The 24,844-nt window shown below is 69.0% G+C and carries 29 protein-coding genes; 10 read left to right on the forward strand and 19 right to left on the reverse strand.

The genetic code is table 11. The annotated features are described in order from the left end of the window. Positions 1-17 precede the first annotated feature (17 nt). The 3 genes from VHD82_RS31910 to VHD82_RS31920 are packed head-to-tail and all read right to left on the reverse strand — an operon-like array spanning position 18 to position 2,166. Positions 18-692 (reverse strand): GntR family transcriptional regulator, encoded by a 675-nt coding sequence (locus VHD82_RS31910; RefSeq protein ID WP_325712420.1) that lies wholly within the window; start codon positions 690-692, stop codon positions 18-20. Beyond that, positions 683-1,396 carry a maleate cis-trans isomerase gene (locus tag VHD82_RS31915; protein WP_325712422.1) on the reverse strand — a complete coding sequence of 238 codons (714 nt, stop codon included), beginning with the start codon at positions 1,394-1,396 and terminating at the stop codon, positions 683-685. The genes VHD82_RS31910 and VHD82_RS31915 overlap by 10 nt, the downstream gene beginning before the upstream one ends. A gap of 29 nt (positions 1,397-1,425) precedes the next feature. Next, complete coding sequence (locus tag VHD82_RS31920) at positions 1,426-2,166, reverse strand: Asp/Glu/hydantoin racemase (protein WP_325712424.1); 741 nt, start codon at positions 2,164-2,166, stop codon at positions 1,426-1,428. 151 nt (positions 2,167-2,317) lie between these two features. Here VHD82_RS31920 and VHD82_RS31925 point away from each other — a divergent pair, with 151 nt between their 5' ends. From VHD82_RS31925 to VHD82_RS31935, 3 genes are read left to right on the forward strand one after another with little or no spacing between them, the layout of a single operon-like run. Then, positions 2,318-3,235, forward strand: a complete 918-nt coding sequence (locus VHD82_RS31925) for a D-2-hydroxyacid dehydrogenase (protein ID WP_414637605.1) — start codon at positions 2,318-2,320, stop codon at positions 3,233-3,235. A 9-nt stretch (positions 3,236-3,244) separates the two neighbouring features. Continuing rightward, positions 3,245-4,642, forward strand: a complete 1,398-nt coding sequence (locus tag VHD82_RS31930; RefSeq protein WP_325712428.1) for an amidase — start codon at positions 3,245-3,247, stop codon at positions 4,640-4,642. A gap of 8 nt (positions 4,643-4,650) precedes the next feature. Next, positions 4,651-4,806 carry a hypothetical protein gene (locus tag VHD82_RS31935; protein WP_325712430.1) on the forward strand — a complete coding sequence of 52 codons (156 nt, stop codon included), beginning with the start codon at positions 4,651-4,653 and terminating at the stop codon, positions 4,804-4,806. Here the strand turns inward: VHD82_RS31935 and VHD82_RS31940 are convergent. From VHD82_RS31940 to VHD82_RS31955, 4 genes are all read right to left on the reverse strand, one after another. Further along, positions 4,803-6,008 carry an MFS transporter gene (locus VHD82_RS31940; RefSeq protein WP_325712432.1) on the reverse strand — a complete coding sequence of 402 codons (1,206 nt, stop codon included), beginning with the start codon at positions 6,006-6,008 and terminating at the stop codon, positions 4,803-4,805. The genes VHD82_RS31935 and VHD82_RS31940 overlap by 4 nt on opposite strands. After that, positions 6,005-6,433 (reverse strand): hypothetical protein, encoded by a 429-nt coding sequence (locus VHD82_RS31945; protein ID WP_325712433.1) that lies wholly within the window; start codon positions 6,431-6,433, stop codon positions 6,005-6,007. The genes VHD82_RS31940 and VHD82_RS31945 overlap by 4 nt, the downstream gene beginning before the upstream one ends. A gap of 104 nt (positions 6,434-6,537) precedes the next feature. Continuing rightward, positions 6,538-7,059 (reverse strand): helix-turn-helix domain-containing protein, encoded by a 522-nt coding sequence (locus VHD82_RS31950; RefSeq protein WP_325712434.1) that lies wholly within the window; start codon positions 7,057-7,059, stop codon positions 6,538-6,540. A gap of 60 nt (positions 7,060-7,119) precedes the next feature. Then, on the reverse strand, positions 7,120-8,484 hold the full coding sequence (locus VHD82_RS31955) for a wax ester/triacylglycerol synthase family O-acyltransferase (protein WP_325712435.1): 1,365 nt from the start codon (positions 8,482-8,484) through the stop codon (positions 7,120-7,122). 68 nt (positions 8,485-8,552) lie between these two features. Between VHD82_RS31955 and VHD82_RS31960 the strand changes: the two genes are divergently transcribed. Beyond that, a complete protein-coding gene (locus VHD82_RS31960) occupies positions 8,553-9,554 on the forward strand; it encodes a glutathione S-transferase family protein (RefSeq protein ID WP_325712437.1) in 1,002 nt (333 codons plus the stop codon). Between the two features lie 144 nt (positions 9,555-9,698). Beyond that, complete coding sequence (locus VHD82_RS31965; protein WP_325712547.1) at positions 9,699-11,333, forward strand: thiamine pyrophosphate-binding protein; 1,635 nt, start codon at positions 9,699-9,701, stop codon at positions 11,331-11,333. On the opposite strand, the gene VHD82_RS31970 is transcribed toward VHD82_RS31965, so the two are convergent. The 6 genes from VHD82_RS31970 to VHD82_RS31995 are packed head-to-tail and all read right to left on the reverse strand — an operon-like array spanning position 11,323 to position 15,723. After that, positions 11,323-12,294 carry a zinc-binding dehydrogenase gene (locus VHD82_RS31970; RefSeq protein WP_325712439.1) on the reverse strand — a complete coding sequence of 324 codons (972 nt, stop codon included), beginning with the start codon at positions 12,292-12,294 and terminating at the stop codon, positions 11,323-11,325. The genes VHD82_RS31965 and VHD82_RS31970 overlap by 11 nt on opposite strands. A 50-nt stretch (positions 12,295-12,344) precedes the next feature. Then, the gene (locus VHD82_RS31975) at positions 12,345-12,767 is read right to left on the reverse strand and encodes a VOC family protein (RefSeq protein WP_325712441.1); all 423 of its coding nucleotides are present in this window, start codon (positions 12,765-12,767) and stop codon (positions 12,345-12,347) included. 48 nt (positions 12,768-12,815) lie between these two features. Then, a complete protein-coding gene (locus VHD82_RS31980; RefSeq protein ID WP_325712443.1) occupies positions 12,816-13,646 on the reverse strand; it encodes an alpha/beta hydrolase in 831 nt (276 codons plus the stop codon). A 10-nt stretch (positions 13,647-13,656) separates the two neighbouring features. Then, positions 13,657-13,956, reverse strand: a complete 300-nt coding sequence (locus tag VHD82_RS31985) for an EthD family reductase (protein WP_325712445.1) — start codon at positions 13,954-13,956, stop codon at positions 13,657-13,659. A 9-nt stretch (positions 13,957-13,965) separates the two neighbouring features. After that, the gene (gene styA, locus VHD82_RS31990) at positions 13,966-15,195 is read right to left on the reverse strand and encodes a styrene monooxygenase subunit StyA (protein ID WP_325712447.1); all 1,230 of its coding nucleotides are present in this window, start codon (positions 15,193-15,195) and stop codon (positions 13,966-13,968) included. Between the two features lie 15 nt (positions 15,196-15,210). Next, the gene (locus VHD82_RS31995; RefSeq protein WP_325712449.1) at positions 15,211-15,723 is read right to left on the reverse strand and encodes a flavin reductase family protein; all 513 of its coding nucleotides are present in this window, start codon (positions 15,721-15,723) and stop codon (positions 15,211-15,213) included. A gap of 221 nt (positions 15,724-15,944) precedes the next feature. Between VHD82_RS31995 and VHD82_RS32000 the strand changes: the two genes are divergently transcribed. Both VHD82_RS32000 and VHD82_RS32005 read left to right on the forward strand, forming a co-directional pair. Next, complete coding sequence (locus VHD82_RS32000) at positions 15,945-16,637, forward strand: IclR family transcriptional regulator (protein WP_325712451.1); 693 nt, start codon at positions 15,945-15,947, stop codon at positions 16,635-16,637. 58 nt (positions 16,638-16,695) lie between these two features. Continuing rightward, positions 16,696-17,820 (forward strand): erythromycin esterase family protein, encoded by a 1,125-nt coding sequence (locus VHD82_RS32005; protein ID WP_325712453.1) that lies wholly within the window; start codon positions 16,696-16,698, stop codon positions 17,818-17,820. A gap of 1 nt (position 17,821) precedes the next feature. Here the strand turns inward: VHD82_RS32005 and VHD82_RS32010 are convergent, their stop codons facing one another. Next, positions 17,822-18,652: a PaaX family transcriptional regulator C-terminal domain-containing protein gene (locus VHD82_RS32010; RefSeq protein ID WP_325712549.1), complete on the reverse strand. Its 831-nt coding sequence runs from the start codon at positions 18,650-18,652 to the stop codon at positions 17,822-17,824. 544 nt (positions 18,653-19,196) lie between these two features. Here VHD82_RS32010 and VHD82_RS32015 point away from each other — a divergent pair. Further along, the gene (locus VHD82_RS32015) at positions 19,197-20,048 is read left to right on the forward strand and encodes a DUF2127 domain-containing protein (RefSeq protein ID WP_325712455.1); all 852 of its coding nucleotides are present in this window, start codon (positions 19,197-19,199) and stop codon (positions 20,046-20,048) included. On the opposite strand, the gene VHD82_RS32020 is transcribed toward VHD82_RS32015, so the two are convergent. From VHD82_RS32020 to VHD82_RS32030, 3 genes are all read right to left on the reverse strand, one after another. Next, the gene (locus VHD82_RS32020) at positions 20,038-21,147 is read right to left on the reverse strand and encodes a DUF1015 family protein (protein WP_325712457.1); all 1,110 of its coding nucleotides are present in this window, start codon (positions 21,145-21,147) and stop codon (positions 20,038-20,040) included. The genes VHD82_RS32015 and VHD82_RS32020 overlap by 11 nt on opposite strands. A gap of 25 nt (positions 21,148-21,172) precedes the next feature. After that, positions 21,173-21,889, reverse strand: a complete 717-nt coding sequence (gene pepE, locus VHD82_RS32025) for a dipeptidase PepE (RefSeq protein WP_325712459.1) — start codon at positions 21,887-21,889, stop codon at positions 21,173-21,175. A 92-nt stretch (positions 21,890-21,981) separates the two neighbouring features. After that, positions 21,982-22,266, reverse strand: coding sequence for a helix-turn-helix transcriptional regulator (locus tag VHD82_RS32030; protein ID WP_325712461.1), 285 nt, complete (start codon positions 22,264-22,266; stop codon positions 21,982-21,984). Between the two features lie 66 nt (positions 22,267-22,332). On the opposite strand from VHD82_RS32030, the gene VHD82_RS32035 reads away from it, so the two are divergent. After that, positions 22,333-22,602 (forward strand): GntR family transcriptional regulator, encoded by a 270-nt coding sequence (locus VHD82_RS32035; protein WP_325712463.1) that lies wholly within the window; start codon positions 22,333-22,335, stop codon positions 22,600-22,602. 8 nt (positions 22,603-22,610) lie between these two features. Here the strand turns inward: VHD82_RS32035 and VHD82_RS32040 are convergent, their stop codons facing one another. Beyond that, positions 22,611-23,651 carry a J domain-containing protein gene (locus VHD82_RS32040; RefSeq protein WP_325712465.1) on the reverse strand — a complete coding sequence of 347 codons (1,041 nt, stop codon included), beginning with the start codon at positions 23,649-23,651 and terminating at the stop codon, positions 22,611-22,613. 107 nt (positions 23,652-23,758) lie between these two features. Between VHD82_RS32040 and VHD82_RS32045 the strand changes: the two genes are divergently transcribed. Continuing rightward, complete coding sequence (locus tag VHD82_RS32045; protein ID WP_325712467.1) at positions 23,759-24,364, forward strand: hypothetical protein; 606 nt, start codon at positions 23,759-23,761, stop codon at positions 24,362-24,364. On the opposite strand, the gene VHD82_RS32050 is transcribed toward VHD82_RS32045, so the two are convergent. Beyond that, positions 24,348-24,740: a DUF2237 domain-containing protein gene (locus VHD82_RS32050; protein ID WP_325712469.1), complete on the reverse strand. Its 393-nt coding sequence runs from the start codon at positions 24,738-24,740 to the stop codon at positions 24,348-24,350. The genes VHD82_RS32045 and VHD82_RS32050 overlap by 17 nt on opposite strands. Positions 24,741-24,844: the final 104 nt, after the last annotated feature.

The raw sequence follows: 24,844 nt of genomic DNA on the forward strand, positions 1-24,844 counted from the left end.
GGCGGCTTACATTTCGCCTACCTCGACAGCAGGCTGGTGCCCGGCGCCAGCCGTTGCACCGCGTCCTCCATATGCGCTTCCAGCAGCGACAGCGCCGCATCCCGGTCACCGGCGCGGATCGCCTCGGTGATCTGCTTGTGCTCGGTGACCCGTTCCTCGTCGCTGGCGTAGGTCAGCCGCAGCGCGGAAAGGCACATGCGGGTCTCGATGAGCAGCGTCCGCGACATCCGCTCCAGCCGTTTGCTGCCGGACGCGGCCACGAGCACCTCGTGGAACCGGATGTCGGCCTCGGACACCGCGCTCCAGTCCTCACCGTGGGTGGCGGTGGCCATGTCGCCCACCGCCTCCTCCAGGCCGGCGACCGCCTCGTCCCGTGGCCCCTGCAGGATCCGGATCACCGCGGCACCCTCGACGGCGAGGCGCGCCGCGTAGATGTCGCGGATGTCCTCGGCCTCCAGCTCGATCACGAACAGGCCGCGATGCCGTTCGCTGCGCAGCAACCCCTCGGAAACGAGCCGCTGCATCGCTTCGCGCAACGGGCCGCGGGACACCTGGAACTGGCCCGCCAGCTCGGTTTCGCCCAGCTGGCTGCCCGGTGGCAGCGAGCCGTTCATGATCGCCTCGCGCAGCTGGCGCGCGATGATCGCGGCCGTCGATTCGCGGTTGACCGGTTCGATCTCCGCTAATGGCATCGGAACAACGCCCCCAGTTCTGCCTGCTCGGGGGTCTCACCCACGAGCCGCAACCCTTCCCAGATGGTCACCTGGTTCGCGGTGAGCACCGGCTTGCCGAGCCGCTCTTCGATCGTGCCGAGCACACCGAGAGTACGCATCGCGGTGTCCGGGATGAGCACTGCGTCGGCGTCCGGGTGGTCCTGGCTCACGGCCAGTCCCACCACGGTTTCGGGGCTGAGCCTGCCGACCTCGGCGGCGGTGTCGATGTCTTCGCTGGACATCGACACGATCTCGATCCCGCCGTGTCCGAGGAATTCCACGAACAGCTTCGCCACGTCGTCCGGGTAGCTGGCCGCGACCGCGACCCGCTTGAGCCCCAACGCTTTCGCGGCGTTGACGAAGGCGTACGAGGTGCTCGACGCCGGCTTGCCCGCGGCCTTGGCCAGCTTTTCCACCTGGTCCCGCGCGCCGTCCCAGCGGTAGACGAAGCTGCCGCTCGTACACGCCCACACCACCGCGTCCGGCTCATGCTTGGCCAGCAGCGACGCGCCTTCGGCCAGCCGGTGCTCGCTGCCGAGGTCGAGCAGCTCGGGCACCGCGTGCAGGTCGGTCCCGTAGATGTGCTCGACCGGCAGCGAGTACCGGCCACCCAGCAGCTGCTCGGCGAACGGGTAGTCGTCCTCGGCCGCGTGGTCGGGGTAGATGAAGCCGATCGTCGGCATACGCTGCACCTCCAGGGTTGTAGACAATCCTACGATACGTCCTTGAGCCATTTGCCCGGTCCGACGATGGGCAGTTCCATGCGCTTGAGACAGGCCCACATGGTCAGCTGGTTCGCGGTCAGCACGGGTTTGCCGAGGGCCACCTCCAGCGGCTCGATGAGGTCGTAAGTCGGCAGGTTGGTGCAGCTGACGAAGATCGCCTCCGCATCGGGGTGGTCGGCGCTGAAGATCCGCTCCGCGATGGTGCGGTAGCTGACCTTCCAGATCCCGCCGCCCAGCCCGAGGTGCTCGCTGGACATGGTGCGGACGTTCATCTCGGCCAGGAAGTCGTGCAGGCTCCCGGTGAGGTCGGCGTCGTACGGGGTGATCACCGAGACGCGGTGCACGTCGAGCTGGTGCAGCACCTCGGCCAGCGCGCCCGAGGTGGTGACCGCGTCCGGCGCCCCGGCGTCGCAGATCGCCTTGCGCAGGGAGCGTTCGTAGTCGATGCCGTTGACGAAGCTGCCCGAGGTGCACAGGTACGCGACCACCTCGGGCTCCACGTGCAGCACGTCGCGGGTGGCGGCCGCGAGGTGCTGGCTGTTGCTGACCAGCTGTGCCATCTCCATGCTCACCGGCACCGGCTCGTACGGGGTGCGCGCCAGGTGCAGGGACACTTCCATCGGTACCCAGCGCCAAAGCTCTCGCTCGAGCGCGAGATCGAAGGGCGCGATGACGCCGATCCCGCGCTGGGCAAGCGGGCCGTCGAAGGCAAGGGCATCTAAATCCAAGGCTCGGGCTCCGTGGCGAGATGGAAGGGAAGCCTCCGGGGTGGCTCCTCGGATTGTTGACAATCATACGACCGGCTCCTACCGTGTCAACGTGATCGGCACGGAGAGCCCGGTGCTGGCTGTGCTCTGTGGAGATCGACAGCCCCCGGATATGGACGACATCGAATCGGTGGCAACTGTTCGTTACACCAAGGAAAACGGACTGGCCGACGCCCTGCGCGGAGCGGATGCCCTGTTCGTCTACGACTTCCTGTCCACCGCGGTCCCGGGTGCCTGGCACGCGGCCGACCGGGTGCGCTGGGTGCACATCGCCAGCGCCGGGGTGGACCCGGTGATGTTCCCCGGGCTGCGGGACAGCGACGTGGTACTGACCAATTCGCGCGGGGTGTTCGACGACTCGATCGCCGAGTACGTGCTCGGCGTGATCATCGCCTTCGCCAAGGACCTGCCCCGCTCGATCGACCTGCAGCGACGGGTCCGCTGGCAGCACCGCGAAAGCGAGCGCATCGGCGGGAAGCGGGTGCTGGTCGTGGGCACCGGGCCGATCGGGCAGGCGATCGCGCGGATGCTGCGGGCCGCCGGGATGTCGGTGGCGGGCATGGGCCGCCGGGCCCGCGAGGACGACCCGCATTTCGGCAGCGTGCACGCCTCGGCCGAGCTGGTGCGTTGGCTGCCCGAGTTCGACTACGTGGTCGCCGTGGCGCCGCTGACCGAGCAGACCAAGAACATGTTCGACGCGGCGGCGTTCGCCGCGATGAAGCCGGGCGCCCGGTTCGTCAACGTCGGCCGTGGCGAGCTGGTGGTCACCGGCGATCTGGTGGCGGCGCTGCGGGACGGCAGGATCGCCGGCGCCGCGCTGGACGTCTTCGACACCGAGCCGCTGCCGCCGGACAGTCCACTGTGGACGCTGGAGAACGTGCTGATCTCGCCGCACATGTCCGGGGACTTCGTCGGCTGGCGCAACACGCTGGTCGAGGTGTTCGCGGAGAACTTCCGGCGCTGGCACACTGGCCGCCCACTTCGTAATGTCGTGGACAAACAGCTGGGCTATGTGCCGTCGGGGCAGTAGAGGAGCAACATGAGCACCCTGTTGACGGCGAGCGAGCTCGTCGCCGCGTACTCCACCGGGGAGATTTCGCCGGTGGAGGCGACCGAGGCAGCACTGAGCGCGATCGAGCAGCGTGACGGCGAGTGCAACGCCTACTGCCTGGTCGATCCGGAGATCGCCCGCGAAGGCGCGAAGGCGTCGGAAGCCCGGTGGCGCGAAGGCAACCCCATCGGCTGGCTGGACGGGGTGCCGACCTCGATCAAGGACATGTTCCTGACCCAGGGCTGGCCGACGCTGCGTGGGTCGAAGTGCGTCGACCCGGACCAGCCGTGGGACGTGGACAGCCCGGTCACCGCCCGGCTGCGGGAGAACGGGCTGGTGCTGCTGGGCAAGACGACCACGCCCGAGCTGGCTTGGAAGGGCGTCACCGACAGCCCGCTGACCGGTATCACGCGCAACCCGTGGAACACCTCGGTCACCGCCGGCGGTTCCAGCGGTGGCAGCGCGGCCGCGGTGGCGGCCGGTATGGGCGAGCTGTCGGTCGGTACCGACGGTGGTGGTTCGGTCCGGATCCCGGCGGCGTTCTGCGGCATCGTCGGCCTCAAACCGACGCACGGCCGGATCCCGCTGTACCCGGCGAGCCCGTTCGGCCCGCTCGCGCACGCCGGGCCGATGGCGCGCTCGGTGGACGACGTCGCGTTGATGATGGACGTGCTCGCACTGCCCGATCACCGTGACCCGGCGGCCCTTCCGCCGCTGATGAGCGCGTACCGCGAGGCCGTCCGTCGTGACGTGCGCGGGCTGATCGCGGCGTTCTCGCCGACCCTCGGGTACGCGAAGGTGGATCCCGAAGTCGCCGAGATCGTGCGCTCCGCGGTGAACGCGCTGGACGACGCCGGGCTGCGGATCGAGGAGAGCGACCCCGGGTTCACCGACCCGAAGGAAGCCTTCGACGTGCTGTGGTCGACCGGCGCGGCCCAGTGGCTCAACACTTTCCCGGCCGGTTCCGCCGAGAAGATCGACCCCGGGCTGCGACGGGTTTGGGAGCAGGGCAAGACGTTCTCGGCGGCGGACTACCTGGCGGCCACGGCGGAGCGGGCCGCGCTCGGGATCCTGATGGGCGAGTTCCACACCCGGTTCGACGTGCTGATCACCCCGACGTTGGGGATCGCGCCGTTCGAAGCCGGGCACGAGGTGCCGCCCGGCAGTGGGTTGTCGGGCTGGCCGGACTGGACCCCGTTCACGTACCCGTTCAACATGACCCAGCAGCCGGCGATCAGCATCCCGGCGGGCCTGACTTCGGCGGGGCTGCCGGTCGGGCTGCAGATCGTCGGGCCGCGGCACTCCGATGACCTGGTGCTGGCCGTCGCGAAGCTGTTCGAGGAAGTCCGGCCCTGGCCGGTGAGCCGGCTGGCTTCGGGGGTTTAGCCGATTTGGTGCCGGCTCTGGCGCACGACAGTCGCGCGACCGCCGAACGCGAAGGCAAGTCACTCAAGGCGGTAGCGCACGACGAAAAGCTCGTCCTCGGGGTGGCCCGGCGCGAAATCGACACCCCGGAGATCGCGAGCGGTCTGCGGTCCTTCGCGCGTTAGGTCACCGGGGTCGGCACCTTGCGCCGTAGCGTCCGGATGTCCTTGCTGAGCAGGGCGCCCGCCGTGGCGAGTATGACCAGCGCGGCGGCGCCGAGCAGGGTGGCCTGGGTGCCGAACCGTTCGGCGAGCGGGCCGGCGATCGTCGCGCCGAGTGGGAGCGTGATCAGCGAGCCGAGGATGTCGTAGGAGTACACCCTGGCCAGCCGGTCGGTGGGGATGTTCTCCTGCAGCGACACATCCCACGCCACCACGAACAGCTCGATCGCGATCCCGTTCAGGAAACTGGCCACCAGCAAGGGAACCAGCACGGGCGCGTGCGCGAGCAGCAGTAGTGGCACGGCATCCACGAAGGTGACGCCGACGCCGACCAGCAGTGGGCGCTTCAGGCGCAGCCGTGCGGCGAGCAGCCCGCCGCACAGGGAGCCGATGGTCTGCGTGCCCAGCACGAACCCCCAGGCGGGGCGGCCCATCCAGTTGTCGGCTACCAGCGGGCCCAGCACGCTGAAACCGCCGGCGTTCACGGCGTTGATCACAGCGAACTGCACGACCACCGCCCACAACCATGTCCGGGAGGAGAACTCGCGCCAGCCCTCCGCGAGTTCGGCCAGCGGGCGGCTGCCCGCGGCCGGCCGGGCGGTGGCGCGGATTCCCCGGTAGCAAAGGGAAGCGAACAGGAACAGGGCGGCGTTGACCGCGATCGCGGAGCCGGTGCCGAGTAGACCGACCAGTATACCGCCGAGCGCGGCGCCGGTGAACCGCCCGATGTTCGCGCCGATCCGGATGGTCGCGTTCGCCTGGGTCAGGGCCTCCGGCGGCACGGTCTGCGGGGTCAGCGAGGATGCCGCGGGCAGGGAAACCGCGGCGACGGCGCCGTTCACCAGGCTCAGGCCGATGAGCAACGGAATCGACGCGAATCCACAAAGGACACTGATCGCGATCATGCCCTGGCTGACCGCGGCCGCGATCTCGGTGCCCTGCAGGATGACCGAGCGCGGCAACCGGTCGGCGAGCATCCCGCCGAACAGCACCAGCAGCACGTTCGCCAGCGATCGTGCGCCCACGACGAGACCGAGGTCCACCGCTGACCCGGTGAGATCCAGGACAGCGAAGGCGAGCGCGACCGGCGCGATGGCATTGCCGAGTTCGGCGCACGTGCGGCCACCGAGCAGCCAACGGAAATCACTGCTGTGCAACAGTTTCATCGGCCCGCGTCCTTGGCGACCGGGCCGCGGCCGCTGGTGCGGGTCATCGCGCGTGGGCGTTTGGTGGCCCGGCGGCGGTCGTTGGTGTGGGACAGCGTCGTCGGGCGCGGTTGTTTGGTGGGGCTGTGGGGGTTGGTGTTGGGGAAGAGTGTTTTCGGGTGCGGGGTGTTGGCGGACGGGGCGGGGTCGTTGGTGTGGGGAGGCGTCGTCGGGTGTGGGCGTTTGGTGGGGCTGTGGGGGTTGGTGTTGGGGAAGAGTGTTTTCGGGTGCGGGGTGTTGGCGGACGGGGCGCGGTCGATGGTGTGGGAAGGCGTCGTCGGGCGTGGGCGTTTGGTGGGGCTGTGGCCATTGGGGCTGGGGGAAAGCGTCTTCGCGCGTGGGCGTTTGGTGGCCCGGCGGCGGGCGCTGGTGTGGGACAGCGTCATCGGGCGCATCCCCTGGGCGGACCTGCGGCGATCGTTGCCGTGTAGACGTTTCCTCGGGCGCGGGGCCTTGACGACCCGGCCGCGGTCGGTGCTGCGGAAAAGCGTCATCGGCCTGGGTCCAAGGTGAACAGCGCTACTGTCGCGCTGACGCGAAGCGCGCCGTCGGTGCGGGGCGGGCCTGCGGCCTCATGCAGCAGCCGGCCCAGTTCGTGTGCCTTCTCGATAGCTTGCCGCCAGGTCGCCTCGTCCACCCACAGCTCGGCATCGGTCAGCGAAGCGGGCGTGTCTGCCAGCCGCAGTTCGGTGCGGCGCTGCAACTCGTCGGCCATGACGGCCGCCAGGAGCCGCTCCTCCTCCGGCCGGTCATGCGTGAATCGTGGTCCGCTTTCCGGGGCGTGCCGGTAGCGTTTCGCTTGCCCACCACGGATTCGCACCTCTTCGGCCACGTCGAGCAGCCCGGCCTCGTGTAGCCGCCGGATGTGGTAGCTCACGTTCGCCTGCGTCTCGCCGAGCTCCCGTGCCGCCTCCGCCGCGCTCATCGCGGCACCCGTCAGCAGCGACAGGATCCGCATCCGCAACGGGTGCGCGAGCACGCGAAGGCTGTTCAGGCCGGGCTTTTCGGACACGACCCCAGTGTGCGGGCCGCGCTCGTCGACTGTCAAACAGTTATTTGAGGGTTCCTTCCGTCAGTGATGCGCGACGTGCTCCAGTTCGGCGAGCGCCGTGTCCAGGTGCAGCAGCAGGCGTTGCAGGTGCGGCACGCTGGTGCGGCAGCCGGTGATCCCGAAGTCGAGATTGTCCCCGCTGTTGGTCAGCGTGATGTTCAGCGCCTGTCCGTCCAACAGCACGGAGGCCGGGTAGATACCGTCGAGTTTCGCGCCGTTCCAGTACATCTGCTTGCGGGGGCCGGGCACGTTGGAGATCACGAGGTTGAACGGCGGGCGGGTGTTGGTGACCACGCCTGGCACCGTGGAAACGCCCAGCTGCGCCACGTTGATCCCGGACAGCAGCAGCGCCTGCAACGGCGTGAGCTCCTTGAAGATCCGCTTCGCGTCGCGCATCGAATGGTGGATCGTGCTCAGGCGGGCGGCAGCGTCACCGCGGTCGGTGGCGAGATTGCACAGCACGGCGCCGATCTGGTTGCCCGTCGACTCCGCCTCGGTCTGCTTGCGCATCGACACCGGCACCATCGCGATCAGCGGCGCGTCGGGCAACGCCTTCTGCTCGATCAGGTAGTCGCGCAACGCGCCCGCGCACATCGCCAGCACCACGTCGTTGCGGGAAGTGCCGGTGGCCGTCGCGACGTCGCGTACGCGCGCGAGGGGCCACGACTGCGCGGCGAACCGGCGGGCGCCGCCGATGGGGACGTTGAGCATCGTCTTGGGGGCCTGCATCGGCAGGGTCAGGGTGTGTTCGCGGAACGCCTCGTTCGCCACCTTGAACGCGGCCGGGGCCACGCCTGCCAGCTGTGTCAAGGAGTTCTCCGCCGTGCGAAGCAGTGATCGCGCGTTGCGCGCCTGCTTTTCCCGCGGCGGGCGGCGGGAGCCCCACGGCGGCGGGCAGTTCCGGTCGTCCGGGTCGTCGCTGAGGGTGCCCTGCAGATGCCGCAGGGCGGAGACCCCGTCGAGCAGCGCGTGGTGGATCTTGCTGTACATCGCGAACCGGCCGTCCCGCAAGCCTTCCACGAGGTGGATCTCCCACAGTGGGCGGTGCCTGTCGAGCAGGGTGCTGTGCCAGCGCGAGGTCAGCTCCAGCAGCTCGCGGACCCGGCCCGGCCGCGGCAGCGCGGAATGCCGGAAGTGGTAGTGCAGGTCGACGTCGGTGTCATTGGCCCAGGCCAGATAGCCGGCGGTGTTCACCGGCCGCGCGGGACGTCGCCGGAAGATCGGCGGGATCTCCTCGTTCTTGAGCAGATCGTCCCGGATTCCGCGCAGATAGTCGGATTCGGCGCCGTCCGGGGTCTGGAACAACTGCAGGCCGCCGACGTGCATCGGATGCTCGCGGCTTTCCACCAGCAGGAACATCGAGTCGGTGAAGGGCATCAGCGCCATCGGTGGCCACCTCTCGTGCCGGAGTTTCGGAGGATGCTAGGTGGAACACCCGGATCTACTGTGGTGGCATGACCATTCCGACGGATCCGGAAACCGGTGAATTCGTTCGCTCCCCCAATCACTTTGCCGCCCGTATCACGGCCGACGGCCGCGACGGCTGGCCGGTGGAGCCCGGTCGGTACCGGCTCGTGGTGAGCCGGGCCTGCCCCTGGGCCAGCCGTGGTCTGATCGTACGCCGGTTGCTCGGCTTGGAGCAGGTGTTGTCGGTGGCGGTCGCGGACCCGATCCAGGACGAGCGCAGCTGGCGGTTCACGCTCGACCCCGGCGACAGGGATCCGGTACTGGGCATCGGTTTTCTCTACGAGGCCTACCAGGCGGCCGATCCCGGCTACGACGGCGGGATCAGCGTGCCGGCGGTGGTGGACATCCCGAGCGGCAAACTGGTCACCAACGACTACCCGCAGATCACCGTCGACCTGTCCACGGAATGGACCGAGTACCAGCGCGAGGGCGCGCCGGACCTGTATCCGGAGAAGCTGCGGGACGAGATCGACGAGATAAACCGGGCGGTGTACAAGGACGTGAACGCGGCGGTTTACGAGGCCGGGTTCGCCGGCAAGCAATCCGCTTACGAGGACGCGTACACGCGCCTGTTCGACCGGCTGGACTTTTTGTCGGAGCGCCTTGCCACGCAACGCTTTCTGGTCGGCGACACGATCACCGAGGCCGACGTGCGGCTGTTCACCACGCTCGTCCGATTCGACGCGGTGTACCACGGGCATTTCAAATGCAACCGGCAGAAGCTCAGCGAGATGCCGGTGCTGTGGGCCTACGCGCGGGATCTGTTCAGCACTCCCGGGTTCGGTGACACGGTGGACTTCGACCACATCAAGCGGCACTACTACCAGGTGCACGAGCAGATCAACCCGACGCGGATCGTGCCGAAGGGTCCGGACCTCTCCGGCTGGGCCACGCCACACGGCCGCGAGGAACTGGGTGGCCGCCCCTTCGGCGACGGCACCCCGCCCGGCCCGCCCCCTGAGGCTGAGCGCCTTCCGGCCCAGTGGTGATGCGCTCGGCGGGTGGCTGAGGCGGACCGATGAGGTCGCCCGCGCGCAGGAGCCCGGCCGGTGTGGAGCGGTTGCCGGTCCGGGGAGCGGTGGGTGGCACACCGGCCGTGCGCACGCTGGGTGTGGGCCTAACCTGGGTGGGTGATGAAGACCGGCGCCCAGCATCTAGTCGACACACTGACCGAGCTCGGGGTCGAGGTCGTTTTCGGGCTGCCCGGCGTGCACAACCTGCCCATCTGGGAGGCATTGGCGGACAGCGGTATCCGGCTCGTCGGCGTCCGGCACGAGCAGACCGCCGGCTACGCGGCGGACGGGTACGCCAGGGCGACCGGCAAGATCGGCGTCGCGCTGGTCACCACCGGCCCGGGCGCGGCGAACACGCTGGGTGCCGTGGGAGAGGCCATGGCATCGGCCTCCCCGGTGCTGGTGGTGGCTACCGACATCCCGGCGAAACTGCGCCGTCCCGGGGTGGTGCGCGGTGTGCTGCACGAAACCAGCGACCAGGCCGCGATGTTCGCGCCGGTCACCAAATCGGCGAACACCGTCGAGGTCGCCGAGGACATCGCGCCCGCCGTGGCGAGGGCAGCCCGGCTCGCGGTGCAACCGCAGAGCGGTCCGGTCTACGTCGGTATCCCCACGGACTTTCTCCGCGAGTACACCACCCGGCTGTCCAGTCCGGACGCCACCGAACGGTTCTCCGCGCTGAACTTCACCGACCTCGACGAGGCACAGCGGCTCCTGTCGGAGTCCGCGCGCCCGCTGATCTGGGCAGGCGGCGGCGCCGTGCGCGCCGAAGCGGGCCCGGTGATCGGCGAGCTGGCCGAGCGGCTGGCCGCGCCCGTGGTCACCACGTTCGCCGGCCGCGGACTGCTGCCGCCCGCGCATCCGTGCGCGGCGCCGAACCCGGTGCACGATCCGGAAGTCGGCGCGCTCTGGGACGAGGCCGACGTGGTGCTCGGCATCGGCACCGACTTCGACGGCCTGATGACCCAGAACTGGCTGATGCCCAAGCCGCCCAAGCTGATCGCGGTCAACGTCGACCCACAGGACGCGGCGAAGAACTATCCGCCGGACCTGACCCTCGTCGGCGACGCACGTGACGTGGTGGGCCAGCTGCTGACCGGCCTCACCCCGCGCACCGGACTGGACGAACTTGCCGTCCGGATGCGCAGGCTGCACGACACCGTCCGCCGCCGGATGCGCGCCGACGAACCCCAGGCGGCGGATTTCCTTGGCACGTTGGAAGAAACCCTGCCCGAGGGTGCGGTCGTGGTGGCGGATATGTGCGTCGCAGGCTACTGGGCCGGTGGCTACCACCGGGTCAGCGCGCCCAGGCGATTCGCGTACCCCATGGGCTGGGGCACCCTCGGTTTCGGCTTCCCAGCGTCACTGGGTGCGGCCGCAACCGGTGCGGGACGCGTGGTGTGCGTCAGCGGGGACGGCGGTTTCCTTTACGGCTGCGGCGATCTGGCCACACTCGCGCAGGAGTCGCTGCCCGTCACGGTGATCATCGTGGACGACGGCGGCTACGGCATGCTCCGCTACGACCAGGACCGGGAAGGCCTGCCGCAGCGCGGCGTCAACCTGCACACTCCCGACTTCGTCGGGCTGGCCCGCTCCTTCGGCGTGCACGCCGACCAGGTCAAGGGTTTCGGCCGGGCCTTCCGCCGGCTGCTCAGCGAATTCGTCCGCTCCGATGAACCCAATGTGCTGGTCGTGCGCGCGAACCTCGCGCCACCGCTCAACACCTCACCACGCTGGTACCGGGCTAATCGTTGAGCCCCACCACCTTTCCGGCTGCCTGGTTCTGCTCCATGTACCGGTGCGCCTCGACGATCTCCGCGAGCGGGAACACCTTGTCGAGATGGGACAGGTACGCCCCGGAGGCGACTCCGTTCACAATGTGCTGCAGCGGCTCGACGCCGGCCGAACCCCGGATGTCGTCGGAGTGGAAGGCCGTCAGCTTGGTGCCGGACGGGACGTGGCCCACCGGCTCGAACTCCCGGATCTTCCATACTCCGCTGAGTATCCCGCTGACGCACACCGTGCCGCCGCGCCGGGCGAGCCGCAGCGAATCGACCGTGGTGGGCGCGCCCACCAGGTCGAGCACATAATCCGGACCCGCCGGCACGATCTCGCGGACCTGCTCGGCGAGCTCTCCGTTGTCCAGCACCACATGCGTGGCCCCGGCCTTGCGCAGCGCCGCCACCTTGTCCGGATTCCGGGTGGTGGCAAGGGTTTCCAGCCCGTGATCCTTCGCCAGCGACAACATTGCCATCCCCACCGAAGAGGTGCCGCCGCGGATCAGCAACGACCGGCCCGTGCCCTCGACCCCCAGCGCCTGCAGCGAACCGTACGCCGTCAGGTAAGTCTCGGGCAGGGCCGCGAACACTTCCCACGCAAGGGAAGTCTCCACCGGGATGAGCAGCTCGTCCGGCAGCAGGGCCCACTCGGCGTAGCCCCCGTCGAACTCACGGCCCATCTCGCCCATCACCGCGGCGACCTTCGTGCCCGGCGCGAGCGCGGCCGACTCCTCGACCACGCCGACGCACTCGATCCCCAGCACCCGTGGGAACTGCACGTTCGGCGAATGCCCCTGCCGCGTCATCAGCTCGGACCTGTTGAGCCCGAACGCCTTCACCCGAACCAGGCTCCAGTCCGGACGCACCTGGGGCCTCGGCAGCTCGCGAACCTCGAGCACCTCCGGCCCTCCGGGCCCGGTGCAGACCGCCGCCCTCATACCGCTTTTCCTTTCCACGCAACCAAACTCGCTCCCCCTTCTTCGCCTGCTCAGTGCAGGCAGAACTCGTTGCCCTCCGGATCGGTGACGGTGACCCAGGTGGACGGCCCCTGGCTGCCGCGGTGGAGCACCTTGGCGCCGACCGCGACGAGCCGCTCCACCTCCGCCTCGCGCTTGTCATCCGGTATGTGCACGTCCAGATGGACGCGGTTTTTCACGGTCTTCGGCTCAGGTACTCGCTGGAACAGAATCCGCCTGCCGGACTCCGGATGCCTGATGCCGATGCCGACCTTCCAGACCAGCACCCCGCGATGAGTCATCGTGTCCTCTTCGCGGGCATACCCCTCCGCCACCATTCGGCGGATGAAGGCCTCGTCGCTGGGCTCGACGATCCAGCCGAGTGCGTCCGCCCACCAGTCGGCGAGCGGGTGCGGCTCGGTCGAATCGATCGTGACCTGGAAGTCGTATGCCATACCGGACAAGCTAGCGCGACCCACCGACAGTTTCGGGCCGCAACGGGTTCACTTGCGGGCGAGATGCTCCAGGATCAACCCGGTCAGGATCTCCGGGTGCTCTTCGGGCACCCAGTGCGAGACGTCTTCGAGCATCTGGAACCAGTACGCCCCGGTCACCCAGTTCTCGGTGTCGAGCGCGGCCGTGGATCCGAACGCGACGTCCTCGGTGCTCCACACGTACAGCGTGGGCACCTCGATCTTCCCGATTTTGGCGGCGGGACGGCTTGCGCGGTACCAGTTCAGCGCCGCCGTCAGCGCGCCCGGCTCGGTGAGCCGTTGGATGTATTCGTCGACCCGGGTCTGGGAAACCCGCCACTCGAACATGGCGCGCAGCGCCGCGCCGTTGTTCGCCAGCATCCGGCGTTCGGTGCTGCGCTCGCGCCAGTCGCGCATGTACTGCGAGCGCATCGCCTGGTCCTCGTCGGTGCGCAGGGCCTGCGCGAGCGCGCCAGGGTGCGGGGTGGACACCGCCGTCAACGTGCGCACCCGATCCGGGTGGTCCCATGCCGTCCACCAGGCGACCGCGGCACCCCAGTCGTGCCCCACGAGGTCGAACCGGCTCCACCCGAACTCGTCCGCGATCGCGAGCACGTCGCTTTCGAGCTCACTCATTCCGTACTCCGCAACCGTTTCCGGCCGGACGCCGGGCGAGTAGCCGCGCTGGTCCGGGGCGACGGCACGGTAGCCGCGGTCGCCGAGCACCGCGACCTGGTCCTCCCACGCGATCGCCGCTTCGGGAAACCCGTGCAGCAGCAGGACGGGCCTGCCGTCTTCGGGCCCGGCCGCGATCGCGTCGAAGGAACCGGCAGGGGTCGCAATGCTGAGGTGCTCGGTCACCTCCAGCACACTAGTCGGTGACCGGATAGTCGAGGATCAACACGTCGCCCGCGTAATTCGGCACGTCGGCGGCGACCGCTCGCCCTTCCGGTGAACCCAGCGCCGCAGTGAGCGCGTCGGCGTCGTCGAAGTCCGCCTCGAACAAGGCGAAGTACGGCGATTCGCGCCCGCCCGCGTGCACGTCGAAGCTGTAGCGCATGGCGCGCAGCCCGGGCAGCTTCGCGGCGAGCGGCAAGTGGTTGTTGACGTAGTACTCCTTGAACGCCTCGGTGTCCTCGACCGGGGAGTAGAGCACGAGCAGTTTGTGCATGGGTCCTCCTTAAGCCATCCCGTGGCCGGCCAGGAACTTCTGTACCCGTTCGGGGGTCGCGAGAATGTCCCACTGCCGGTCCGGCCAGCTGAAGTTCTCGGTGAACTCGTCGGCGACCGCCTGGTTCTGCGACATGGACACGAGCAGCTGCAGCAGGTGCGGCGGAGGCGGGTTGCGGATCATCAGGTTGGTCCAGTCCGAGGTCGCGTGCACCCGGTTGCGGCGGCGGTCGGCGACCTTCTGGCAGAACCGTTCGTCGAAGTTCGGGTCCTCCAGGATGGTCTGGCCGAGCTCCCACGCCGAGTACGAAGCGCAGTTCGCGCCCTGGCCGATCACCGGGTCGACCACCGTGTGCGCGTCGCCGACCGCGATCACGTAGCGGCCGTTGGGCAGCCGGGCGTAGTCCTCGCGCACCGACGGCAACACCCCGCCCTGCAACAGATCCAGCGGCCCGGTCAGCCGGAACTCGCCGGTGTCGATGCGCTCGAAAACCGTCGGATGGTGCTGTCTCGTCTTCTCCAGCACGAGCTTCTCGAACCCGGCGGGATCGCTGTCGTAACTCGTTTCCGCGAGCACTTCCAGGTCCCCGCCCGGCACGGTCTCGAAGAGCAGCACCGTCACGTGCCCGGCCGCCGAATACATCGGGATCTCCAGCAGCTCACCGTGCCCCGGCGAGATGCTCATCGTGACGCCGTTCGGCTCGGAGCGCGCGATTCCTTCGTACAGCCCGGAACAGAGCTTGCGCTGCGGGGTGTCGTACGGGGATTTGTCGGCCCGGCGCGGGAACATCGCGCTCATGTTGCCGCGGCCCGACGCGATGACGACGAGATCGTGCCGGTCGGACAGCTTGACCACGTCGGCGGCCTGCACCGGGCGCACCTCGAACTCTCCGCCGCGCGCGACGTAGTCCTCCAGCAGCGTCGGCAGATAGATCCGGTAGTCGATGGCCCGCGACGGCGCCTTGAAGAAACCGGGGAACACCATCGGCTGCGGGCCGCCCGCGATGTAGTGGTGGTGCCCGAAGTAGCCGTACTCCTCGATGTTCCAGTGGTCCACGCCGAGCGCGCGCTCACGCTCGATCGTCGAATGGTGGTGGGCGACGCTGTTGAGCATCCGCCCGCCCGCCATCTGCTCGGCGGTCCGGTCGCTGTAGATGGTGACCGGAATATCGTGCCGGCGAAGCAGAAGCCCGAGGTGCAGGCCGGCGATGCCGGCCCCGACGATGCCGATCCCGTCCATTGACCGCTCCTTCTCTCAGTAGGTGAACAGTTCTTCGGATGCTTCCGCGTAGAGCGCGCGATAGGAGCCGGTGAAGAAGACGAGTGGTTCGCGGTCGGCGTCCGCGAGATGTGTGACTCTGCCCAGGAACAGCAGGTGATCACCGGCGGGATGGATTTCCGTTACATCGCAACCGATTTGGCCTATCGCGCCGCGCAGGAACGGGATGCCGTCGATCCGGTCGAACTCCGGTTCGAGGCCCGCGACCGGGCGTCCGGCGAAATGCCGGGAATGCGCCTGCTGGTCGTCGGCGAGCACGCTGACGCCGTAGCGGCGGGTGCGCCGCAGCAACGCCGCCATCCGGGATTCTTCGCCGAGCGACACCAGGACCAGCGGAGGGTGCAGGGAGACGGACAGGAAACCGTTGGCGGTCATCCCGTGGATGCGCTCGCCGGCGACGGTGGTGACCACGGTGACCCCGCTGGTGAAGCGGCTCATGGTGCGCCGGAAGGTGGCGGGGTCGATCGAGGGACGGTTTCGCGGCGACATGTCGGCCCGGACGTCCTCCCGATATTGGCTCTGGTATCGAGCAATGACGCCGTTGTCAGCTCGATATCCGAGCAATATAGCGTGTTGCCCAGCCGACCGAAAGTGGGCGGACACGATCCGCAACGGGCCTGCTCATGGGCGACGGTTTCCGCCGCGGCTGCGGTCGGCCTGGCAACCAGCCGCACAGTAAAGTGACCCGGGCGACAGCCGGGGAGGTAGCGGTGGAAGCCAAGTCTGGAGTGCGGGCGCAGACGCTGGACCGTGCCCTCGACGTGCTGGACATCCTCGCCGACGGGCAGGCCCGGTCGAGTCAGGATCTCGCGGCCGCGACGGGACTCCACCGCTCGATTGTGTACCGGATCCTGCGCACACTGGAAGATCGGGAACTCGTTCGGCGTACCGCCGAAGGCCGCTACACGATGGGCCTTGGGCTCCTCGTGCTCACCCGCACCGTCCTCGGCGACGCGCAGGCGCAGATGCACGACGTGCTCGGCGAGCTGGCGAACTCGGTCGCGGCGACAGCGTTCTTCGCGGTACCCCGCGGCGGTCAGGTGGTCACCGTCGTCACCGTCGAGCCGGACAGGGACAGGGCGCACGTCGCGTACCGGCCGTGGACGCGCGCGCCGATGGACCGCGGCGCGTGCGGCCTGGCGATCCAGTCGACGAGGCCGGCGCGGCCGGATGAGCGGCCCGAGGTGGGTTGGGCGCGGCAGACGGGTTACGTGCGCACGGTGGGTGAACTGCACGCGGGGTTGACGGAGATCGCCGCTCCGGTGCGTCTTGCGCAGGGTGCGGTGGGGTGTGTGGCGGTGGTGTTCGTGGCCGGTGATCTCAGTGACGAGAAGGTTGCCGAGTCGGTGCGCCGGACCGCGATCCGGTTGACCAGGCCGCCGGACGAGGTCTGGGAGATCTGAGCACCGTCCGAAGTGGATCCCTTGACCTCTACCTTACTTGAGGTTGCAGGCTGGGGTCATGAACGCAGTCGCTTCGGCCGGGTCGCTGACCGAAACCGGGATAGCCGCGAAGATCGGCGCCGACGCCGTGATCGCCGGTCTGGGTGAGTCCACCCGCTTTTCCACGGAGACCTTCGTGACCCGGGACAGGTTGTTCCGGATTCTGGTGTCACAGCATGGTTTTCGCGCGTTGGCGGTCCAGGACGATGCCGCCGTCGCCGCCCGGCAGGACGAGTTCGTCAACGGCGGGCCGGGCACACCCGAGTCCGCGCTGGACGGGGCGTGGCGCCCGTGGCGGACGGCCGAGATGGCCGCGGCACTGGCGTGGATCCGCCGGTTCAACGACGCGCATCCCCAAGACCCGGTCCGGATTTTCGGGGTGCAACCTGCGCGAGCCCAGCCCGCGGACTACGACGCGGTGCTCGACGGCGTGCGGGAACTGGCGCCGGGCCGGGTGGCGGAGCTGGGCGCGCATCTCGCGCCGATCCGGACAGCGCACGAGACGGACGAACACGTGCAGCGCGCCCGCGGCTTCCACCCGGGGCGGCCGTTCGCCGAGCACGCCCGTGACGCATTCGAAATCGTCGAATCCGTTGGGGCGCAAGACGATCTGCTGGCTCGGATGCGGCTCATCGTCACCTTCCACGAGACCAGTGTTGCCGGGCGTGGCAGTTTCGTGGGCGACGACGAGGGAGCGGCCGCGACCATCGGCGATTTCCAGGGCGAGTCCGGCCTGCGCGTCGTCTATTGGGACGGTATCGCGCACACCGCGGCGACGCCGGTGACTTCGGGACTCGCGCCGGGCGGCCCCGCGAAACCGACCATCGGCAGCCTGTTGCGCGAGCAGTACGGCGACGGTTACGTCTCCGTCGGAATCGGCTTCCACCACGGGAACCTGGGCGTTGCGACGGTGCCGGCGCCTGCTGCCGACTTCGCCGACGCGAAGCTCGAAGAGGGCTGGCTGGACTTGCGTGACGAAACCGTCCGGAAGCAATGGCGCGAGCCGACGAAGGTCCGGGTGATCAGCGGGGTTTACGACCCGGCCCGTGACACCGCCGAACACATCGGCGTGCCGGCGCTGGCCGCCGCCTTCGACGCCTTCTTCCACGTCCGCGAGGCGACGGCGGTGCGCTGGCTGCCCTGAGTCAGGCTGCTTCCGCTTCCTTCGTCAGCCGGTCCCAGTGCTCCTGCGCGGCCGGGCGCCATTCGACGTGCTTGCAGTGGAACAACTCCGCTGCCTGCGCCCCGCTCCAGTCGCGCGGCAGCAACCGCGTCGGCAGGCGTGGGTCGAGGAACGGGAAGCGCCGCCACTCGTGCACGAGCTTGGTCTGGGCGTGCAGGGCTTCGTCGCCGCCGGCCGGGTTCAGCCCGGTGAACTCGTCGATGAAGCCCTCGTACCGGCCTTCCAGTGCGCTGAGATCCCAGGCCTGGGCGACCATCGCGTCCTCGTCGCCGATCTTGCCGTACGCCGCGACGAACGACATCGCCTCGGCGTCCAGGCCGAGCTCGTGGACGATCTTCTCGGCCTCGCCCTGGCGGGAGACGTCGGCGCTGATCCACACGCCGGGGGTCGGCGAGCCGAAACCCGCCCACGTGAGTTTGGTGCGCAGGCTGTGCCGCAGGTCCCGCTTCGTCTCCGGGACCGATACCAGCAACATCAGCCAGTTGCCGTCCCAGTCACCGTCGGCCCGGCCGAAGCCGTAGATCCGCTCCGCGCCTTCGGTGAGCAGCCGGCGGCCGGGCGGGGTCAGTGACCAGCGCACGCGGCGGCCCACCCGTTCCGACACGAGCCAGCCTTCGGCCGCGGTGCGCGCGAGCGCTTGGCGGGCCGACTTCTCCTCGACCGCGAACGCGGCCAGCACCTCGACGAGCGTGGACGTCCAGACCGGGCGTCCACGGGGGAGCACGTACTCGCCGAGAACGGTCATCAGCAGGGAGCGGGCGCTGGTATGACTGACCTCGCGCCGCCTGCTCATCGTCGGGCGCGCGGCGGAGTCCCCCATCGGCTCCTCACCTCCCATTACCGGGCGTCAATTCCATCCACGGTACCGCGTAGCCGCGATGGGACGAGGGAATGGGGGGCGAATTCGGGGGTCAGGGCAGTAAATACGACAGGTCGGCCAGTGCGCGGGGCCGTGGCTCGGCCATCGGGAGAGTTTCCGGCCACGGTTCGTGTATTACGCACTCGTCACGGGCGCATTGCCCGCACAGCGGCCCGAAACACCATTCTTCGTCGTTCGGTGTCTGTTCCCGCGGTACGAGGCAGGAAAAACAGATGTCGCCGGGCTCGAAATCAATGCGTGTTGCCATGATCGCATCCGGTTCCTCGTGGGGTTTCAGGCATCGTAAGCACGGCTGCGACGAAGCCAGAAGCGATGTCACCGTAATGTAGCAAACCATCGTCTCAGTGGATGAAACCGAAGAAACTGCAATTTGCAGATGGCGTTTTTCCTTTCGGCTGGGGAGCCTTGCGAGGTCGAGATTTCGCGATCTTCCTGCGGTCGGGATAGCCTGCTCGGCATGATCGGCGAGGACGAACTGCGCCCGCCACCGGGCACCGACGGGCGCCGTGGCTGGCTGGTCTACGAGCTCATCGGCTGCGCGCGGCACGGCCACCTGCTCGCCGGACGGGACGCGGCGCACATTCGGCGGCAGGACGAAATGATCGTCCGGGAATCGGGCGGACTGCGCTGGCATCGTTGCCTGCGTTGTGACTCCTGGTTACCGTTGCCGGTTCCGGAAAATCCTGCCCGTGAATTCTGTCCCGCCCCGGATGAATTGGACATACCGCCGCGCGGGAAGCTGCTCCGGGATCGTTATGTACTGCGATTGATCGCACTCGACCGGCTGTTGCATTTTCTGGTGCTGGCCGTTCTCGCGGCAGGTGTATTCGTGTTCGCGCACGAACGGGACGCGTTGAGCGGTCCGTTCTTCCGGATCATCGACGCCGTGCAGGGCGCGCTCGGCGGGCGCACCGGGGAATCGGGACAGGGCATGTTGGGGGAACTGACGAAAGCGTTCGCCGCGCGGTCTTCGACGATCTGGATCATCGGCGGGGTCGTGGCGTGCTATGCCGTGCTGGAGGGGGTCGAGGCGATCGGGCTGTGGCTGGCCAGGCGGTGGGCCGAGTACCTGACCTTCGTGGCGACGGCCGTGCTGCTCGTCCCGGAGTTGTACGAGCTCAGCCACCGGGTGAGCGTGCTCAAGATCCTCACCCTGCTGGTGAATCTCGCGGTGGTGATCTACCTGCTGTTCGCGAAACGCCTGTTCGGCCTGCGTGGTGGCGGGCGCGCGGAGGAGGCCGAACGCGAGCGCGATTCCGGCCTCCAGGCACTGGAACGGGTGCAGCCCGGCGGCCGGTTCAGGGAGTGAGTTCGGCGATCAGCAGGCCACTGCGCGGTTTCGGGGTGAAGTAGGTGCTCTTGCGCGGCATCCGGCGGCCCTGTTCGTGCACCGCGAGCACGTCGGCGAGCGGGACCGGCGCCAGTTGCAGCAGCGCGTCGACGTCCGGACCGGCCGGATGCCCTTCGGGCAGGGCGCGCACGTGCGGCCCCTCCGGATCGATGCCGAGCGCCTCGGCGATGAGCACCTGCTCGACGACGCCGTGATCGATACGGGGCAACGGGTCCCGTGGCTGCGGCAGCTCGACCAGTAGCCCGGACGGAACGGTGACGGTGCCCGGTTTCGACGGGGGCTCCGGCGCCGTCACCTCATGCACGGTGAGGCCGACGCCACGCCAAGCCGAGGCGAGATCTTCCTTGCGCAGCCCGGTCCGCACGAGTGCCCGGTGGATCGCGCCGATCCGCAGGTCCGGCCCCGCGGTGACCAGCGCGAGCAGGTCCGCGCCCGCCGCCGCGACCCGGTGGTTTCCGTCGGCGACCAGCAACGGCCCGCCCCGGAACAGCGCCAGCAGTTCGTCCTGCGCCGCGCCAGGGCCGACAAGCCAGAGCCGGTGGCCGCCGCTGACGACGTCGGGCGCCTTGCCCGCGACCAAGCGCTCCACCAGTTCGGTGAGCCCTGCGCCACCGGTGAGCGGGACAAGCATCGCCGCGCTCGTCGCCCGGCCGAGCCCGGCCAGCATCGCGGCGCGCTCGTCGACGATCCGCGGGTAGATCTCCTCGCTGTTCCGTATTCCTTGCGCCGGATCCACCAGGCAGAACACGCCGACAGCCGTCCCGTCGGAGCCGTCGATCCGGCAGACCGCGACGAAATCGCGCACCTGCCGGTAGTGCCGCGCGAGCAAGCGATCGAGCGTCCGGCGCGCTTCGGGGAGCGCGTCGGTGAGGGAGAGGCCTCGGGCACGCGCCGCCGGGGTGCGATGCGGATGCTGGACGGCGAGCAGTGTCTCGCCGTTCGCACTGGCGAGCGCCTCGATCACCTCGCTGGGTTCGGCGAACTCGTCCACGTTGGGCCCTGGCACGGCGCCGTCGACCACCCACCCGGTCCGGATCGCTCGCGCAGACTGGCTCATACCCCGATCTTGCCCGGATGGTGAGTCAACGAAACAGTGCGACGGTTTCCAGCAAGGCACTCAGATCGGCGCCGGAGCGGATCTCCTTCGCCGGTTCCCCCCGCTGGAACAGCCGCGCGCCGGCGTCGTCGCCGCCGAGGGTGAGGGTCTCGTCGATCCGGCGGAGCCAGGTGCCCTCGCGCATGCCGAGCACCGGCACGTCGTTCTCTTCCAGGAACTGCTCCAGCCGTTCCTCGCGCGTCTCGCCCATATGCGTGCCGTCGTCGAGCGCGTCGAGGTAGTGCGGGTTGATCTGGAACGGGACGAGCCCGCTGGCCTCGAACGCCGGCGGCTGCACGATCGGCATGTCGTTGGTGGTGCGGATGGTCGGGCAGGCCACGTTCGTGCCCGCGCTCGATCCGATGTAGACGGTCCCGTGCGCCACCCGGTCGCGGATCGGGGCGAGCAGCTCGCGGGCGTACAGCTCGCGCAGCAGCCGGAAGGTGTTGCCGCCGCCGACGAACACCGCCTGCGCGCTGTTGAACAGCTTGATCGGGTCGTCGGAATGCGCGCCGACCACGTCCACCCCGACCGGCCGCAGCGCTTCGGCGACCTTCGCCGTGTAGCCGTCGTGGTCGGCCAGCGCGAAGGGGACGAACACCAGCCGGCGGACGCGGTCGAGGATTTCGCCCAGCTCGTCCATCGCGTGTTCGAGGTACTGCTTTCCCGGCGCGGTCGAGTTGGACAGCAACAGCAGGCGCATCAGGCGTACCTCTCCGGGCGCGGGCACATCCCGGCATGCCTATCACGCGAGATCGTCCGCGACCCGCCGAGAGTGAGGGTGCCCACAAGCCGTCAGCGATCGTCGAGCAGCTCCGCCGGGTGCACTTCCAGCGCCTCGGCCATCCGGAACAACGTGTCCAGCGTGATGTTGCGGGGCGGGCGTTTCCGCGGATCCTGCCGGCGCCTCGGCTGATCGAGCCGGGAGCGTTCCAGTTCGGCAACCACCGAGCGCGAGACGCCGGCGCGGTCGGCGAGCTCCTCCTGGCTGAGGTCCCGCTCGCGCCGCGCACGGCGCACCTGGGTGGCCAGCGCGCGCAGCCGCGCGTCGAGCGCCTCGTCCAGTTCCTGCTCAGCCATCGGAAGTGCAGCTTACTTGGGGTGCGGCGAGCGACATTTTGTCGTTTCCGTGCTACTTTTTGTTCCGTGAGTATCGATTTCGAGGCACCCGGATATCTCTACGAAACGGTCGCGAAGCGCATCGCCGAGCGGATCGAGACGGGCGAGCTGGCGCCGAACACACCGCTGCCGGCGGAAGGGCAGCTCGCCAGGGAGTACGGGGTGGCGCTGGGGACAGTCCGGCAGGCGACGCGGCTACTGCGGGAATGGGGATTGGTGGTGACAGTACGGTCGAAGGGCACGTATGTCCGGCGCCGGGAGAAGACGCCCGAGTTCTGCCTGTGGAGCGCTCCTTAGCCGAGGCGTCAGACCACCCGCTCGCGCACCTTCCGCAGCAGGTCGATGTCCACAGTGGAGGGTTCGGCGGCCAGCCAGGCGCCGATGTCGCGCACGAACTGCTCCGGGGTCATCGGCGGGGCGGGCACTTCGAAGTCCGCCTCGGTGGTGATCTCCCCGGCGCGGCTCGGGTAGATGACGAGCGCGCCGCGCACCTCCACGCCCGGCAGCAGTTCCCGGTACGCCCCGATGGCCTCGATCAGCCGGGTGGCGCCGCCGCGGAAGAGCCGGTCGTCGCGCCACAACGTGCCGTCGTCGTCGGCGCCGTAGTGGCCGGGCAGCCACGTCTTGGATTCGACGAGCACGAGACGTTTCCCGGCCAGCACGGCGTGGTCCACGTCGGCGAACACCGAACCCGGCAGTGAAAGTCCGTGGAACACCCGCACGTTCGGCAGGCGGGTGAGGTAGCGCGCGAGCAGTTCCGCGGTGAGGCGTTCGCCCCACTGGTCGGCGTCCGCGCCCGGCCGGCCGAACACGGTCACCTTCCCGAATTCCGTGCTGAACCGGGCGCGGGCCCGTGCCAGGTCGAGATGCCTTCGCACAAGCCAGATCGCGACGGCGGTGGCCAGCAGCAGCCACACGGTGAGCAGCAGCCAGCCCGCCATCAGCGGCAGGACCACCAGCAGCAACCAGGCGAGCAGGATCACCGCCGGGGCGTGGCCCGGCGGGCGCGGCGAGGACGGGCAGGCCCTTTCCTCGCCGCGATGCCACCAGGAAAGCGTTTGCGGGTCCAGGCGCGGCATCGTCGCGACGAACGACGGGTCCTCGCCGAATTCCCGGGGTCGCCGGCGCGTGCGCACCGGCGTGGGCGCCAGGCCGCGGTCGTAGTCGGCACGACGGTGCGGATCGCTGAGGATCTCGTAGGCCGCGCGGAGCAGGTGGAACTCGCGGGGCGAACCACCGGCGTCGGGGTGCATCGCCCTGGCCCGGGAGCGGTAGGCGGACTTGATCTCCGTCGCGGAGGCGTCCCGCTCCACACCGAGCATCTCGTAGTAGCCGGGATCGTGCACGCGGTCACAATACAAGGGCGGCTTTCCCGGAGCCGCCTGCTTCGAAAGTGTTGCGCCGGCCAGGCGAAACCGATCACCGAAGCCGGTTCCGCGGTTAGAGTTGCGCGATGGCAGGCTCTCCCGCGGACGTTCTCGCCCGAAGACTCGGGTTGCGCACCGGCAGGCTCACGGCCGGGTGCGGGCTGCTGGCCATCCTGGCCGCGGCCGTGATCTTCCTGCTCCCGCCGCACAGCACCATCGCGGCGATCGTGCTCGGCATCGTCGGCATCGCCGCGTTTTCGCTCGGGATGTCGCGTTACGCCGGTGGGCCGTGGTGGGCATTGGCCACGTCCTTGGTGACCTCGGGGCTGTTGTTCGCGGCACTCACCGTGGCCGGGCGAGGCGTGGCCTTGCAGGCTTTCGGGCTGACGGAATCCTGCGAAGTGACGTATCGGGAAGAAGTCGACACGCATTCGCGGTACCAGCACTACGGTTTCGTGCACACCCTCGCCTGCCCGCGGGGCGGCACGCTCACCATCCGCACCGATTCCACGGACCGCCAGCAGCAGGGCACCCGGGTGGACGTCCTCGACGATCCCGGTGGACTGCTGGAACCCGATTTCGCGAGCAGGCACGACCTCGTGGTCGATCTGCTCGCGATCCTCGTCTCGATCGGGGTCGTCGCGACGAACGTGGTGTTCGTCCGCCGCGCGGCGGTCAAAGCAGCGAGCTAGGGTCCGCCGGCACGTCGACGGCGTGCTCCCGCAACGCTTCCAGGTTCACCACTTCCAGCGCCCGCTCGTGTGTCGCGGCGAGTACCACCGGCGGTGCAACCCCCGCTTCGTACGCTTCCTGCCAGCGCGCCGCGACGACACACCAGCGATCGCCGGGGCGCAGGCCGGGGAACTCGTACTCGGGGCGAGGGGTGATCAGGTCGTTGCCCGCGCGGAGCTGATGCGCCAGGAAGTCGTTCGAGACGACCGCGCACACGGTGTGGCTGCCGAGATCGTCGGGACCTGTGGTGCAGCTGCCGGTCCGGTGGAAGCCGGTGCGGGGTTCGGTGCCACACGGTTCCAGTTCACCGCCGAGCACGTTGCGATCGTCCGTCATGGTCTCAAGCTTGACATCTTTGCCGGCGCATCGCTGTGAATCCGGTTCTCCGCAGTTCAAGGGCGTCTATTGTGGACGGTCAAGCCAGGTCGTGCGGCTCGGAC

The organism is Amycolatopsis sp. (assembly GCF_035546795.1).
Taxonomy (GTDB): domain Bacteria; phylum Actinomycetota; class Actinomycetes; order Mycobacteriales; family Pseudonocardiaceae; genus Amycolatopsis_E.

What these genes read in the sequence shown, in the direction of transcription:
- VHD82_RS31910 (WP_325712420.1), bottom strand. Translation starts at nt 692, where the DNA reads ATGCCATTAGCGGAGATCGAACCGGTCAACCGCGAATCGACGGCCGCG.
- VHD82_RS31915 (WP_325712422.1), bottom strand. Translation starts at nt 1,396, where the DNA reads ATGCCGACGATCGGCTTCATCTACCCCGACCACGCGGCCGAGGACGAC.
- VHD82_RS31925 (WP_414637605.1), top strand. Translation starts at nt 2,318, where the DNA reads ATGGACGACATCGAATCGGTGGCAACTGTTCGTTACACCAAGGAAAAC.
- VHD82_RS31930 (WP_325712428.1), top strand. Translation starts at nt 3,245, where the DNA reads ATGAGCACCCTGTTGACGGCGAGCGAGCTCGTCGCCGCGTACTCCACC.
- VHD82_RS31940 (WP_325712432.1), bottom strand. Translation starts at nt 6,008, where the DNA reads ATGAAACTGTTGCACAGCAGTGATTTCCGTTGGCTGCTCGGTGGCCGC.
- VHD82_RS31945 (WP_325712433.1), bottom strand. Translation starts at nt 6,433, where the DNA reads ATGACGCTGTCCCACACCAGCGCCCGCCGCCGGGCCACCAAACGCCCA.
- VHD82_RS31955 (WP_325712435.1), bottom strand. Translation starts at nt 8,484, where the DNA reads ATGGCGCTGATGCCCTTCACCGACTCGATGTTCCTGCTGGTGGAAAGC.
- VHD82_RS31960 (WP_325712437.1), top strand. Translation starts at nt 8,553, where the DNA reads ATGACCATTCCGACGGATCCGGAAACCGGTGAATTCGTTCGCTCCCCC.
- VHD82_RS31965 (WP_325712547.1), top strand. Translation starts at nt 9,699, where the DNA reads ATGAAGACCGGCGCCCAGCATCTAGTCGACACACTGACCGAGCTCGGG.
- VHD82_RS31970 (WP_325712439.1), bottom strand. Translation starts at nt 12,294, where the DNA reads ATGAGGGCGGCGGTCTGCACCGGGCCCGGAGGGCCGGAGGTGCTCGAG.
- VHD82_RS31975 (WP_325712441.1), bottom strand. Translation starts at nt 12,767, where the DNA reads ATGGCATACGACTTCCAGGTCACGATCGATTCGACCGAGCCGCACCCG.
- VHD82_RS31985 (WP_325712445.1), bottom strand. Translation starts at nt 13,956, where the DNA reads ATGCACAAACTGCTCGTGCTCTACTCCCCGGTCGAGGACACCGAGGCG.
- styA (WP_325712447.1), bottom strand. Translation starts at nt 15,195, where the DNA reads ATGGACGGGATCGGCATCGTCGGGGCCGGCATCGCCGGCCTGCACCTC.
- VHD82_RS31995 (WP_325712449.1), bottom strand. Translation starts at nt 15,723, where the DNA reads ATGTCGCCGCGAAACCGTCCCTCGATCGACCCCGCCACCTTCCGGCGC.
- VHD82_RS32005 (WP_325712453.1), top strand. Translation starts at nt 16,696, where the DNA reads ATGAACGCAGTCGCTTCGGCCGGGTCGCTGACCGAAACCGGGATAGCC.
- VHD82_RS32010 (WP_325712549.1), bottom strand. Translation starts at nt 18,652, where the DNA reads ATGAGCAGGCGGCGCGAGGTCAGTCATACCAGCGCCCGCTCCCTGCTG.
- VHD82_RS32015 (WP_325712455.1), top strand. Translation starts at nt 19,197, where the DNA reads ATGATCGGCGAGGACGAACTGCGCCCGCCACCGGGCACCGACGGGCGC.
- VHD82_RS32020 (WP_325712457.1), bottom strand. Translation starts at nt 21,147, where the DNA reads ATGAGCCAGTCTGCGCGAGCGATCCGGACCGGGTGGGTGGTCGACGGC.
- pepE (WP_325712459.1), bottom strand. Translation starts at nt 21,889, where the DNA reads ATGCGCCTGCTGTTGCTGTCCAACTCGACCGCGCCGGGAAAGCAGTAC.
- VHD82_RS32030 (WP_325712461.1), bottom strand. Translation starts at nt 22,266, where the DNA reads ATGGCTGAGCAGGAACTGGACGAGGCGCTCGACGCGCGGCTGCGCGCG.
- VHD82_RS32045 (WP_325712467.1), top strand. Translation starts at nt 23,759, where the DNA reads ATGGCAGGCTCTCCCGCGGACGTTCTCGCCCGAAGACTCGGGTTGCGC.
- VHD82_RS32050 (WP_325712469.1), bottom strand. Translation starts at nt 24,740, where the DNA reads ATGACGGACGATCGCAACGTGCTCGGCGGTGAACTGGAACCGTGTGGC.